We start from the raw sequence: 12,489 nt of genomic DNA, 5'->3' as shown, positions 1-12,489 counted from the left end.
TGCTCCAGGGCAAGGAATCCGGAGGCTCGGCGTCCGATAATCGCCAAAAGCTCTCAGCGAACTGCCTCACATGAAAATCATCCCGATTCTCCCCGGCCCTTCGACCGCCTTGCAGGCTGTCCCCGGCACCGCATATCCGACGGACGGCCCGCTGAAGGATCGTCGCGACCGCGCGGTGCAGGACCTCCGGATTTCCGTCACCGACCGCTGCAATTTCCGCTGCATCTACTGCATGCCGCGCTCGGTGTTCGGGGCCGACTACCCGTTCCTGCCGCGCAAGGAACTGCTGTCGTTCGAGGAAATCACCCGCGTCGCCCGCCGCTTCGCAGCACGCGGCGTGCGCAAGATCCGCATCACGGGCGGCGAGCCGCTGCTGCGCAAGCACGTCGAGAACCTCATCGAAATGCTGGCGCAGATTCCCGACATCGAACTGACGCTCACGACCAACGGCGTGCTGCTGCCGAAAATGGCGCGGACCTTGAAGGACGCGGGGCTCGATCGCGTCACGATCAGCCTCGACGCGATCGACGACCCGACTTTCCGGCTCATGAACGATGCCGATTTCCCGGTCGCGGCGGTGCTCGAAGGCATCGCCGCGGCAAAGGATGCGGGGCTCGGACCGATCAAGGTGAACATGGTCGTCAAGCGCGGCGTCAATGACCAAGGCATCCTCGACATGGCGCGCCATTTCCGCGGCAGCGGCCACATCCTGCGCTTCATCGAGTTCATGGACGTCGGCAGCTCGAACGGCTGGAAGCTCGATTCGGTCGTGCCGTCGCGTGAAATCATCCAACGCATCGACCAGGTCTTTCCGCTCGAACAGGTCGATCCGAACTACACCGGCGAAGTCGCCGAACGCTGGCGCTATCGCGACGGCGCCGGCGAGATCGGCGTCATCTCGTCGGTGACGCAGGCATTCTGCTCGACCTGCTCGCGCATCCGGCTGTCGACCGAAGGCAAACTCTACACCTGCCTGTTCGCGCAGACCGGGCACGATCTGCGTGAAATGCTGCGCGCGGGCGTCTCCGATGACGAACTGGACCAGACGATCGCCGGCGTATGGCACAACCGGGAAGACCGCTACTCGGAAATCCGCACTGCGAATACCGCCGGACTGCGCAAGATCGAAATGTCCTACATCGGCGGTTGAGCCACGCCGGCGACGCGCATACCGTCACCGTCAGCCCGCACCGCCTTCCGCCCGCCTCACCGACGCCACCATCACCGGGACCAATTCGTCGCTGCCGCCCTGGTCGAGCTGCGCCGATTCGATCTTCTGGAAATGCGCGCTGATCTTGCGCGAGCTGACCTGTACATCCTGAACGTCCTTGCTCGCCTGCTCGATGTGGCGTGCCAGCGCGTTCATGCGTTCGTCGAAGCGCGCGAAGTCCTTCGCGAGCTTGCCGAGCGCATCCTTGATGACGTGCACCTGCTTGCGCGTCTCGACGTCCTTCAATACGGCGCGCGCGGTGTTCAGCACCGCCATCAGCGTCGTCGGCGACACGATCCATACCCGGCGCCCCTGCGCGTAGGCGACGACCTCAGGATGATGGGCATGGATCTCGGCGAACACGGCCTCGGCGGGCACGAACATCACCGCACCATCGGAAGTCACGTCGGGAATGATGTATTTCGACGCGATCGCGTCCACGTGGCGCCTGACGTCCGTGCGAAACGCCGTCTGCGCGAGCTTGCGGTCGATGTCGGAAACGCCTTGGCCGACCATGCGGTGGTAGTTTTCGAGCGGAAACTTCGAATCGACACCGACAAGGCCGGTCGGTTCGGGCAGGCGCAGCGCGCAATCGACGCGCGCGTTATTCGGCAGCGTGTGCTGGAATTCGTAGGAATCGGGCGGCAGCATGTTCCGCACCAGCGCCTCGAGCTGGACTTCGCCGAACGCCCCGCGCGCGCGCTTGTCGCCGAGCAGTTCCTGCAGGCTGACGACGTTCGTCGTCAGGCCGTCGATCTTTTTCTGCGCCTCATCGATCGTCGCGAGTCGTGCCATGACGTTCGTGAACGTCTCGTTGGTCTTGCGAAAACCTTCGTCGAGGCGCTCGTTGACGTGGCCGGACAGGGTTTCGAGACGACGATCGACGCTGCGCGTCATCGCTTCGATGCTCGCGGCGAGCTGGCCCGAGGCGCCCGCGAGGCCGCGCTGCAGCAGGTCACGGTCGGCGCGCGCATGTTCGGCCAGCCGGTCGGCCTGGCGTGCGAGGCCGTCGTGCAGATCGCCGAGCATCGCACGGTGCTGTCCGGCGAGCGCGGCGCCGACTTCGCCGACGAGCACCTCGGGGAGATCCTGTTCGAGCCGGCGCATGCGCCACGCCAGCCAGGCGACGATCACGATCAGTCCGGCGAGCAGCCCGGCCAGCATGTATTCAGGCATCCGCAGCCCACTCCGTTCGAAATCGTGTCGGATTATAGCGACGATGATTCGGCCCGCCCGGTCCGATTGCGACAGCCGCGGCGGTGCCACCAGCCAAGGCCAGCGGACCGCGCCGGATAATCGCCTGCAGCGCCGCAGGGATGCCGGAGGTCAGCGCCGGCATCACGCCGACGCGCGCAGGCTCGCGAGCGGCGGGCGCGCGAGCAGCTTGCGCGTGCCGAGCCAGCCACCGGCAACCACCCCGCCCGCACCGATGACGATCGCGAGCACGGTCGGCCACGGTGCCGGCACGTACGCCATCTTGAACACGTAATGCGCAAGCGCCCAGCCGATCACCGTCGCACCGACGCCGGCGAGCGCGCCGGCGACGCCGCCAAGCACGAGAAATTCGGCGAGCAGCGCGTCGCGCACCTGGCGGTTGCGCGCGCCGAGCGTGCGCAGCACCGCGAGTTCGTAATCGCGCTCGTCGTGCGTCGATTGCAGCGCCGCATACAGCACGACGAACCCGGCCAGCACCGCGAAGCCGAACACGAACTGCACGATCAGCACCAGCTTGTCGGTCATCGAGCGGACCTGCTCGATGACCGCGCCCACGTCGATGACGGACAGGTTGGGGAAGCGGGCCACCAGCGCGGCCGTGAACGCGTGGCTTTCAGGCGGCAGACGAAAGCTCGTGATCAGGCTCGCCGGATCGGCTTCGAGCATGCCGGGCGCGGCGATGAAAAAGAAATTGACCCGCATCGAATTCCAGTCGAGCTCGCGCACGCTCGTGATCGGTGCCTCGACGAGGCGTCCGGCGACGTCGAAACGGACATGGTCGCCGACCTGCAACGCGAAAGTCTCCGCGAGGCCTTTCTCGACCGAGAACTGAGGTTCGCGCTGATCGCCGTGCCAACGTCCCTCGGCCACTCGATTTCCGTTGGGAAGCACGGCGCCGTAGCTGAGGTTGAATTCCCGCTCGGCGAGCCGTTTCGTGCGCTGATCGACGAAATCGTCCGGATCGACCGGCCGGTCGTTGATCGCGACCAGGCGGCCGCGGATCATCGGCATGATGTCGGGAGCAACGAGTCCGTGGTCGACGAAAAACGCCGCGAGCGCTTCGCGCTGATCGGGCTGGATGTTGATGATGAAGCGGTTCGGCGCGTCCGGTGGCGTCATCCCGCGCCAGTTCTCGAGCAGATCGGTACGCACCAGCGTCAGCAGCAGAAGCGCCGTCAGCCCCAAGCCGAGCGCGGTCGCCTGGATCACGCTGCCCGCCATGCGCCGCGCCAGCGACGCGAGCCCGTAGCGCCAGCCGCCGTGGCGGATCGTGCGGCGGCCCCTGGACCCGGTGATCGCGTGCAACACGCCCCACGCGGCGAGCGCAAACAGGCCGAGCGCCGCCGCAAAGCCGGCTGCGACCGTCACGCCGAGCTTCAGGTCGCCGGCGATCCAGAAAATGATCGCGAGCAGCGCGCCGGCGCCGCACGCCCACGCGAGTCCGCTGACCGGCTCGACCGCGCCCATTTCGCGCCGCAGCACGCGCACCGTCGATACTTTCCCGAGGCGCAGCAGTTGCGGCAGCACGAAGCCGACCAGCAGCACCATGCCGACCGCCACACCATGCGCAAACGGCAGCAGCGACGGCGCCGGCAGCTCCGCCCCCATCACTTCGGCGAGCACTGTCGCGAGCCCGAACTGCACCGCCCAGCCAGCCACGCCGCCGAGCGTCGCCGCGACGAGCCCGAAGAACACGAACTCGCCGACGACGATCCACAACACCTGCGCCTGGCCCGCGCCGAGGCAGCGCATCACCGCACAGCCATCGAGATGACGCTGCATGAAGCGGCGCGCCGCGAGGCCGACCGCGACCGCGGCGAGGATCACCGCGAGGAGCGCCGCGAGCCGCAGGAAGCGCTGCGCCTGGTCGAGCGCGCCGCGCACCTCGGGGCGCGCATTCTCGATGCTTTCGACCGCCTGCCCGCGTTCAAGCCGCTGCTCCGCCCAGCGCTGAAAACCCGCAACGGCGTCCGCTTCGCCGGCCAGATGCAGCCGCCACCTCGCGCGACTGCCGGCGATCAACAGGCCGGTTGCGGGCAGGTCCGCGGCGTTGAAGATCGCGCGCGGCAACAGGCTGAAGAAATTCGCGCCGCGATCCGACTCGAAAGTCACCATCGCGCCGACGCGGAATTCGAGCTGCCCGAGTCCGACGGTGTCGCCGACCGCGACGCCGAGCGCGGCAAAAAGCCGTTCGTCGAGCCAGACTTCGCCCCGTTGCGGCATTCGCTCAGCGACCGCATCCGGCTGGTTCGGGCGGGGCGCGACGCGCACGCTGCCGCGCAGCGGATAGTCCGCCTCGACCGCCTTCACGCCGGCAAGCTGAGCCGCCTCTGCCGTACTCACCATGCTGGTGAATACCACTGTCTCGGCGGTCCGCAGGCCGCGCCGCCGTGCTTCGTCCGCGAACTCCCGGTCCCACGGCCGGTCGGCGCGCAGCAGCAAGTCGCCCCCGAGCAGCTGGTTCGCTTCACGGTCCAGCCCGTGCGACACACGGTCGGCAAGGAAACCCACGCTCGTCAGGCTCGCCACCGCGATGACGATGGCGAGGCCAAGCAGGAGCAGCTCGCCCGCGCGCAGGTCGCGCAACATCATGCGCCATGCGAGCCGGATGGTTTTCATGTCGACCGGAAGGCCGTGTCGCGCCCGTTCATCGTGCCGGCGCCAGCACCTTGCGCACCAGTTCGACCCAGTACGCGACGCCGGTCGCGATGATGCCGTCGTTGAAGTCGTAAGTCGGGTTGTGCAGCATGCACCCGCCTTCGCTCTCGCCGTTGCCGATCCAGACGTAGCAGCCGGGCTTGCGCTGCAGGAAATACGCGAAGTCTTCGGCCCCCATGCTCGGGCGCGCGTCGGTCGCGACATTCACCGACCCGACCAGTTCGCTCGCAACTTCCGCACACACGGCAGCTTCCGCCGCGCTGTTTATCGTCGGCGGATAGCCGCGGCGATAATCCAGCCTGACCTCCACATCGAACGCCGCGGCGACGCCGTCGCAGATGCGCTGCAGCGCGGATTCGACCCGGTCCTGTACGATTTCGCTGAAGGCGCGCACGGTGCCGCACAGCTGGGCGCGGTCGGGAATCACGTTGTACGCCTCGCCGGCATTGAACCGCGTGACGGAGACCACCGCCGAGTCGATCGGATCGATGGTACGGCTGACAATGGTCTGGATCGCCTGCACCAGCGCCGCGCCCGCGGTCACCGGGTCGGCCCCCAGATGAGGCATCGCCGCATGGGCGCCGTGGCCGCGCACGTCGATGTCGAAACGGTCGGCGCTCGCCATGACCGGGCCGCTGCGTACGCCGAATTGTCCGGCGGGCATGCCGGGCCAGTTGTGCATGCCGAAAACCGACTCCATCGGAAAACGTTCGAACAGGCCGTCTTCGATCATCGCCAGCCCCCCTCCTTCCCCCTCCTCGGCAGGCTGGAAAATCAGATATACCGTGCCGTCGAAGTCGCGGCGCGCCGCGAGGGCTTCGGCCGCACCGAGCAGCATCGTCGCATGTCCGTCATGCCCGCACGCATGCATGCACCCTTCGTGCACGGAACGGTGAGCGAACTCATTGCGCTCCTGCATCGGCAGAGCGTCGATATCGGCGCGCAGGCCGATCGCCCGCAAGCTGCGGCCGCCGCGCACGACGCCGACGATCCCGGTCCTGCCGAGACCGCGGTGCACTTCGATGCCCGCGGCTTCGAGATGGCGTGCGATCAGGTCGGCGGTACGGTGTTCGGCGAACGCGAGTTCGGGATGAGCGTGGAGGTCGCGGCGTATCTCGGTGAGTTTCGCGAGACGGGGCCGGATGGATTCGATGACGCTCATGTCTGCCCCCTTGTGAACCGGGTTTCGGTGACGTTGTGCGAAAACATCGAGTGTAATGATCCTGGCGCCGGCCGTCGAACCGGGCGCTGTCTGCCGGTCGCCGCGAATTGCTTCCGTTCCACGGGGAAAGCGAGCGGCCTTCCCCGTAGAAAGTGTTGCGGCCTTCGTTACGAGGGCCTCAGATGACGCCCTGCGCGAGCATCGCGTCGGCGACCTTGACGAAGCCGGCGACGTTCGCGCCGTCGGAGTAATTCACTGAACCGTCGGGCTTGGTGCCGTACTGCAGGCACATGCGGTGAATCCCCTGCATAATCTCGAGCAGGCGCGCATCGACCTCTTCGCGGGTCCACGACAGCCGCATCGCGTTCTGGCTCATCTCCAGCCCCGAAGTGGCGACACCGCCGGCGTTGCTCGCCTTGCCCGGCGCATACAGCACGCCGTTCTTCTCGAACACGCGCACGGCAACCGCATTGCAAGGCATGTTCGCGCCTTCGGCGACGCACTGGACGCCGTTGCGCACGAGCACCGCGGCGTCGTCACCGTCGACCTCGTTCTGTGTCGCGCACGGGAACGCGATGTCGACCGGGACGTGCCACGGCCGCTTGCCGGGCTCGAAATGCAGGCCGAGGCGCTCGGCGTATTCGCTGACGCGACCGTAATGCACGTTCTTGACGTCCATCAGCACCGCGAGCTTTTCGGGGGTGAAGCCCGCCTCGTCGATGACGGTGCCGCTCGAGTCGGACGCGGTGATGACTTTTGCCCCTAGCGCCATCGCCTTCTCGATGCCGTACTGCGCGACATTGCCCGAGCCCGAGACCGAGACCGTCATGCCGGCCATCGTCTTGCCGGCGTGACGCAGCATCTCCTCGGCAAAATACACCATGCCGTAACCGGTCGCCTCGGGGCGAATCAGCGAGCCCCCATAGCTCAGTCCCTTACCTGTGAACACGCAGCTCGCCTTGTTCGACAGCTTCTTCATCATGCCGGCAAGGAAGCCGATCTCGCGCCCTCCAACGCCGATGTCACCGGCGGGCACATCGGTATCCGAGCCCACATGCCGATACAGTTCGGTCATGAAACTCTGGCAAAAGCGCATCACTTCACCGGGGCTGCGTCCTTTCGGATCGAAGTCGGAGCCGCCCTTGCCCCCGCCCATCGGCAGCGTCGTCAGCGCGTTCTTGAACGTCTGCTCGAATGCCAGGAATTTCAGCACCGACAGGTTCACCGACGGGTGGAAACGCAGTCCGCCCTTGAACGGCCCGATCGCCGAGCTGTGCTGGATGCGGTAGCCGCGGTTGACCTGGACTTCGCCGCGGTCGTCGACCCACGACACACGGAACTGGATCGCGCGCTCCGGCTCGACGAGGCGGTCGAGCAGGCCGTGTTCGGCATAGCGCGGATGTTCGGTGATGAACGGTACGAGGCTTTCCATGACCTCGGCCACCGCCTGGATGAACTCGGGCTGACCGGGATTGCGTTGTTCTACATGAGACAGGAACTCTTCGAGGGACTGATAGCGCATTGCATTGGCCTTTGGCAGGAAGGTGACCGGACACCCGCGACGCGGGCGGACGAGGATTTTCCTTGAAGTTGCCCTTCTATGCACTATTTTCGTGCTTGCGCACCACATCCTGGTGCATCGCGGCTCCATCGCAAGCGAACTGCCAAAACCCTTACCTGGTTTCGGTCCGCGGCGCCGAGGACGCCTTCGTGCGCCTGCTGCGCTCGGTTCGCACCAACTCGGCGATGTCGGTGTTGCCGTTGGCCTGCGCCCAGCTGTCGACCGTGAAGCCCGCGTCGTTCTTCTGCTCGAGATCGACGTCCGTGCGCAGCAGCCGGCGCACGACGTCGATGTGACCGTTGCGCGCGGCGAGCATCAGCGCGTTCGATTTGTTCGGCGCCAGCGCGTTGACGTCCGCATCTTGCGCCAGCAGGCGTTCGAGGATCGCGACACGGCCTTCGAAAGCGGCGTACATCAGCGGCGTCCAGCCGTCGTGATTGACCGGAGCGCCGGCGTCGAGGAGCAGATCGACGACTTCGTCATGGCCCTTGAGCACCGCCATCATCAACGCCGAATCGCCCGCTGCGTTGCGTTGGCCGAGCTTCGGCCGGAATTCGAGAATCGCCGCAACAGTGTCCGCGTGACCTTCGCGCGCCGCAAGGATCAGCAGCGTATTGCCCTGTTCATCGACGGTGTTCGGATCGAGCCCGCGGTTGAGCAGCTGTACCAGCGGCCGGGTGTCGCCGAGCCGTGCAGCGTTCAGCGAATCGTCATAGCTGCTGGCCAGGACGGGTGCGCTGCCGAGCGCGAGGACAAGCAGCGCGGCAAGGATCGTTCGCTTCATGGGATCAGGATCTCCGGGCGTGGCGGAACAGGCGAAAGAAATTTTCGGTCGTCGCCGCAGCGATGCGGTCCAGCGGCTCGTTGCGCAAGCGCGCGATCTCTTCGGCGACATGCACCACCCACGCGGGTTCGTTGGTCTTGCCGCGGTGCGGTACCGGCGCGAGATACGGCGCATCGGTTTCGATCAGCAGGCGATCGAGCGGAACGTACTGCGCGACCGCCTTGAGATCGGTCGCGTTCCTGAATGTGACGATGCCGGAGAAAGAAATGTAGAAGCCGAGGTCGAGCGCCGCTTCGGCCACCTCGCGCGTCTCGGTGAAGCAGTGCATGACGCCCCCGGCGCCGGCGGCATCTTCTTCGCGCATCAGGCGCAGCGTGTCGGCCGCGGCGGAGCGGGTATGGACGATCAGCGGCTTGCCGCAGGCCCGCGCGGCACGAATGTGGGTGCGAAAGCGCGCCCGCTGCCATTCGGGGGCGTCCTTCTGCCAGTGGTAATCGAGGCCCGTCTCGCCGATCGCGACCACCTTCGGGTGATCGGCGAGCGTGCCGAGGCGCGTCTCGTCGGGCTCCTCGACGTCGTCGCTGTCGGGATGAACGCCGACCGAAGCGAAGAGATTCGCATGACGCTCGGCGAGCGCCAGCACACGCGGGAAGTCTTCGAGCTTGACGCTCACGCACAGTGCATGACTGACGCGATTCGCAGCCATCGCCGCGAGCACGGCGTCTTCACGTGCGGCCAGGTCGGGAAAATCGAGATGACAGTGTGAATCGACGAACATGGAATCGACGAACCTCGGGGAAACCGGGTGGAATCAAAGGGTGTGGGTCGGGCGACTGGAACCGAGGTGCCCGGCGAGGATCTGCTCGATGCGCCCGCGCAGCGCGCGTCCCGAATCGTCGGCGCTGAAATGCACGCCGATCCCCTGCGTACGGCCGCCTTGCGCGCCATGCGGCGTGATCCACACGACGGTCCCCGCGACCGGATGCTTCGTCGGGTCGTCCATCAGTTGCAGCAGCATGAACACCTCGTCGCCGATCTGATGGGGCCGCGGCGTCGGCACGAAGATGCCGCCGTTCGCAAGGAAAGGCATATACGCGGCGTACAGCGCGGACTTCGAGTTGATGTTCAGCGACAACACGCTCGGCCGTGCGGCGCTCGGTTTGCTTTCGCTCATGATCGGGGCCTCGCCACCGCGCGTGCATAGCGCACCAGCATGTCTTCGAGCATCAGCCGGGCATTCAGCGGATGCTGTGCGACCCGGCGAATCCGGGCGAGTTCATTGTAGCAGTTCAACACTGCGGCGACGTCCGAGCGCTGCGCCAGCGCGCACATCACACCTTCCTCGCGCGGGAAGAACCGTACGCGGCCCCCGAGGCGCAGCGAAGCGAGATCGCTGACCCAGCGCTGCATCCATTCGACCAGCTGCACGATACCGAAACCGGCTGCAAGCGCTTCCTTCGATTTCAGCCACGCTTCCCACTGGCCCGCGAGCTGGAGCGGATCGGTCGGGGGCAATTGCCCCACGTCGCGCACGAAACGGCCCAGCAGCGCACCGGCGCGCTGTGCGGCCAGCCGCTGCGCGGCAAGCGGCATGCCGCCGGCCAGTGCGAGCAGGTCCGCTGCCGGCGCTTCCTGCGTGCCGAGCCACTGCGCCACCACGTCCGCCGCGGGCCGCGAAAAGCTCCACTGCTGGCAACGGCTGCGGATCGTCGGCAGCAAGCGGCGCGGAGCCGACGACACGAGCACGAACAGGCAACCGGCGGGAGGCTCTTCGAGCAGCTTCAGCAGCGCGTTAGCGGTATACGGGTTCATCGCGTCGGCCGGATCGACGACGATGACGCGCCGTCCGCTCTGGTGGCCGGTCACCGACAGCGATTGCTGCAGGTCGCGGATCTGCTCGATGACGATCTGCGTGGACTTCTTCTTTGCCGACCCGGCGTCGCGTTCCCCGCCTTCCCTGCTCTCGTCGCCGTCGCCGGCTTCCATATCCGCCGCCGGCACGATCATGAAGAGATCCGGGTGGTTGCCGGAGCGGCGCAGCTGGCAAGTCGTGCACTGGTCGCAGGCGCAGCCGTCCGGGCGAGGCGTCGCACACAACAGGCGCGCGGCCAGCGCGTCGGCAAGATCGCGCTTGCCCAGGCCCGCCGGCCCCACGAACAGCAGTGCGTGCGGCAGGCGTTCACCGAGCGCGACGAGCCGCTGCCAGGTTTCCTGCAGCCACGGGTGAATCATCGCAGGCAGCACTCCTCGACGATCGCCTCGACTTCGGCGCGGATCGATTCGGGAGCGCGCGCGGCATCGACGACGCGGATGCGGGCGGGCGCCATGCGCGCCCGTTCGAGGTACGCGGCGCGCACCCGCTCGAAGAAATCGCGCTGCTCGCGCTCGAAGCGGTCGGGTTCCGCGCCGCCCTTCGCGAGCCGCGCGGCGGCGACCTCCGGCGGCAGATCGAAGACGAGCGTCAGGTCGGGCTGGAAGCCCGGATGCACCCACGCTTCGAGCGCTGCGAACTTCGCCGGGTCGAGGCCGCGCCCGCCCACCTGGTACGCATAAGTGGCATCCGAAAAGCGGTCCGACACGACCCACCGTCCGGCCGCCAGTGACGGCAGGATGCGCGCGGCAAGATGCTCGCGGCGCGCGGCGAACATCAGCATCGCTTCGGTTTCGAGGTGCATCGGCTCGTGCAGCAGCAACTCGCGCAAGCGCTCGCCGAGCGCGGTGCCACCCGGTTCCCGAGTTTGTTCGACGGACAGGCCGCGCGCCTCGAGCAGCGCGACGACGGCCGCGATCTGGCTGCTCTTGCCCGCTCCGTCTATGCCTTCGAACGTGATGAAACGTGCCTTCGCCTGCGATCCGCTCAACTTCCCGTTCTCCGCTGGTATTGACTCACGGCCTTGTTATGGTCGTTCAGATTCGTCGAAAACTCGCTCGTGCCGTCACCGCGAGAGACGAAATAAAGGTAATCGGTCGTCGGCGGCCTGACTGCGGCAATCAGCGCATCGAGCCCCGGCATCGCGATCGGGGTCGGCGGAAGTCCGTCGCGCGTATAGGTGTTGTACGCGTGGTCGGTTTCGAGGTCGCGCTTGCGCAGGTTCCCGTCGAACGCGCTGCCCTGGCCATAAATCACCGTCGGATCGGTCTGCAAACGCATGCCGCTGCGCAGGCGGTTGACGAAAACCGACGCAATCAGCGCGCGATCTTCCGCGCGACCCGTTTCCTTCTCGACGATCGAGGCGAGAATCAGCGCTTCGTATGGCGACCCGAGGGGCAGATCGGGATTTCGGGCCTCCCACGCCTGCGCCAGCCGCTCGTGCATCGCCCGATACGTGCGGGCGAGCAGCGCCAGCGCGCTCGACTGCTTGTCGAAAAGATAGGTATCGGGAAAGAACAGCCCTTCGGGGTGGGATTCCGTCGCACCGATGCGCTGCAGGATCTCGGCCTCCGAAAGGCCCGCCGTGTCCTGGATCAGCTCGGGGTTCGCTTCGAGCGCGGCCCGTACCTGGCGAAAATTCCAACCTTCAACGAGGCGCAGTTGAGCCTGCGAGACATCCCCACTCGACAGCTTGAGGATCAGCAGCCACGGCGTGATGCCGGCGTGGACTTCGTAGCTGCCCGCGAGGATGCGGTCGGCCTTGCCCGTGAGCCGCGCGATCCAGTACAGCACCCGCGGATCGACCTCGACGCCCGCCTCGGCGATCGCCGCAGCCGCCTCGCGCATCGTAAAGCCGCGGTGCACCGTGAAGTCGACGACCGGCCGGGCGAGCGGCAGCGGACGCGTGACATACCACCACGCGGCGGCGAGACTCGCTGCAGCGCCGAGTGCGACGACGAGAAACAATCGGAGGAGCAGCGACTTCATGCGATATTAAAATAATTGGACGTCGGCGTGTCGGAGGCGA

At 66.6% G+C, this 12,489-nt stretch carries 11 protein-coding genes; 1 reads left to right on the top strand and 10 read right to left on the bottom strand.

Features of this window, described 5'->3' with window-relative positions:
* Window positions 1–70: 70 nt before the first annotated feature.
* Window positions 71–1,150, top strand: a complete 1,080-nt coding sequence (moaA, locus tag GO608_RS10030; protein WP_169199517.1) for a GTP 3',8-cyclase MoaA — start codon at window positions 71–73, stop codon at window positions 1,148–1,150.
* A gap of 30 nt (window positions 1,151–1,180) precedes the next feature.
* Here moaA and rmuC read toward each other — a convergent pair whose 3' ends face one another.
* The 10 genes from rmuC to mltG all read right to left on the bottom strand — a co-directional run bounded on the left by rmuC (window position 1,181) and on the right by mltG (window position 12,449).
* Complete coding sequence (rmuC, locus tag GO608_RS10025) at window positions 1,181–2,386, bottom strand: DNA recombination protein RmuC (RefSeq protein WP_169199518.1); 1,206 nt, start codon at window positions 2,384–2,386, stop codon at window positions 1,181–1,183.
* Window positions 2,387–2,548: 162 nt separating this feature from the next.
* A complete protein-coding gene (locus tag GO608_RS10020; protein ID WP_169199519.1) occupies window positions 2,549–5,044 on the bottom strand; it encodes an ABC transporter permease in 2,496 nt (831 codons plus the stop codon).
* A 28-nt stretch (window positions 5,045–5,072) separates the two neighbouring features.
* Window positions 5,073–6,245, bottom strand: coding sequence for a M20 aminoacylase family protein (locus tag GO608_RS10015; RefSeq protein WP_169199520.1), 1,173 nt, complete (start codon window positions 6,243–6,245; stop codon window positions 5,073–5,075).
* A gap of 178 nt (window positions 6,246–6,423) precedes the next feature.
* Window positions 6,424–7,767 carry an NADP-specific glutamate dehydrogenase gene (gene gdhA / locus GO608_RS10010; RefSeq protein ID WP_169199521.1) on the bottom strand — a complete coding sequence of 448 codons (1,344 nt, stop codon included), beginning with the start codon at window positions 7,765–7,767 and terminating at the stop codon, window positions 6,424–6,426.
* 151 nt (window positions 7,768–7,918) lie between these two features.
* Window positions 7,919–8,590 (bottom strand): ankyrin repeat domain-containing protein, encoded by a 672-nt coding sequence (locus GO608_RS10005; protein ID WP_169199522.1) that lies wholly within the window; start codon window positions 8,588–8,590, stop codon window positions 7,919–7,921.
* A 4-nt stretch (window positions 8,591–8,594) separates the two neighbouring features.
* Window positions 8,595–9,368 (bottom strand): TatD family hydrolase, encoded by a 774-nt coding sequence (locus tag GO608_RS10000; RefSeq protein WP_169199523.1) that lies wholly within the window; start codon window positions 9,366–9,368, stop codon window positions 8,595–8,597.
* Between the two features lie 33 nt (window positions 9,369–9,401).
* The gene (locus GO608_RS09995; RefSeq protein WP_169199524.1) at window positions 9,402–9,764 is read right to left on the bottom strand and encodes a PilZ domain-containing protein; all 363 of its coding nucleotides are present in this window, start codon (window positions 9,762–9,764) and stop codon (window positions 9,402–9,404) included.
* On the bottom strand, window positions 9,761–10,822 hold the full coding sequence (gene holB / locus GO608_RS09990) for a DNA polymerase III subunit delta' (protein WP_169199525.1): 1,062 nt from the start codon (window positions 10,820–10,822) through the stop codon (window positions 9,761–9,763). Before holB ends, GO608_RS09995 begins: the two co-directional genes overlap by 4 nt.
* Window positions 10,819–11,451 (bottom strand): dTMP kinase, encoded by a 633-nt coding sequence (gene tmk, locus GO608_RS09985; RefSeq protein WP_169199526.1) that lies wholly within the window; start codon window positions 11,449–11,451, stop codon window positions 10,819–10,821. Before tmk ends, holB begins: the two co-directional genes overlap by 4 nt.
* Window positions 11,448–12,449 carry an endolytic transglycosylase MltG gene (gene mltG, locus GO608_RS09980; RefSeq protein WP_169199527.1) on the bottom strand — a complete coding sequence of 334 codons (1,002 nt, stop codon included), beginning with the start codon at window positions 12,447–12,449 and terminating at the stop codon, window positions 11,448–11,450. The genes tmk and mltG overlap by 4 nt, the downstream gene beginning before the upstream one ends.
* Between the last annotated feature and the right edge of the window lie 40 nt (window positions 12,450–12,489).

This window comes from Aromatoleum buckelii (genome assembly GCF_012910785.2).
Classification (GTDB): domain Bacteria; phylum Pseudomonadota; class Gammaproteobacteria; order Burkholderiales; family Rhodocyclaceae; genus Aromatoleum; species Aromatoleum buckelii.
Note: the sequence above shows the minus strand (reverse complement) of the source record. Positions and strands in the feature narration are given on the sequence as shown.

Excerpts from the sequence above, each read along its gene's own strand:
- moaA (WP_169199517.1), top strand. The coding sequence starts at position 71 with ATGAAAATCATCCCGATTCTCCCCGGCCCTTCGACCGCCTTGCAGGCT.
- rmuC (WP_169199518.1), bottom strand. The coding sequence starts at position 2,386 with ATGCCTGAATACATGCTGGCCGGGCTGCTCGCCGGACTGATCGTGATC.
- GO608_RS10020 (WP_169199519.1), bottom strand. The coding sequence starts at position 5,044 with ATGAAAACCATCCGGCTCGCATGGCGCATGATGTTGCGCGACCTGCGC.
- GO608_RS10015 (WP_169199520.1), bottom strand. The coding sequence starts at position 6,245 with ATGAGCGTCATCGAATCCATCCGGCCCCGTCTCGCGAAACTCACCGAG.
- gdhA (WP_169199521.1), bottom strand. The coding sequence starts at position 7,767 with ATGCGCTATCAGTCCCTCGAAGAGTTCCTGTCTCATGTAGAACAACGC.
- GO608_RS10005 (WP_169199522.1), bottom strand. The coding sequence starts at position 8,590 with ATGAAGCGAACGATCCTTGCCGCGCTGCTTGTCCTCGCGCTCGGCAGC.
- GO608_RS10000 (WP_169199523.1), bottom strand. The coding sequence starts at position 9,368 with ATGTTCGTCGATTCACACTGTCATCTCGATTTTCCCGACCTGGCCGCA.
- GO608_RS09995 (WP_169199524.1), bottom strand. The coding sequence starts at position 9,764 with ATGAGCGAAAGCAAACCGAGCGCCGCACGGCCGAGCGTGTTGTCGCTG.
- holB (WP_169199525.1), bottom strand. The coding sequence starts at position 10,822 with ATGATTCACCCGTGGCTGCAGGAAACCTGGCAGCGGCTCGTCGCGCTC.
- mltG (WP_169199527.1), bottom strand. The coding sequence starts at position 12,449 with ATGAAGTCGCTGCTCCTCCGATTGTTTCTCGTCGTCGCACTCGGCGCT.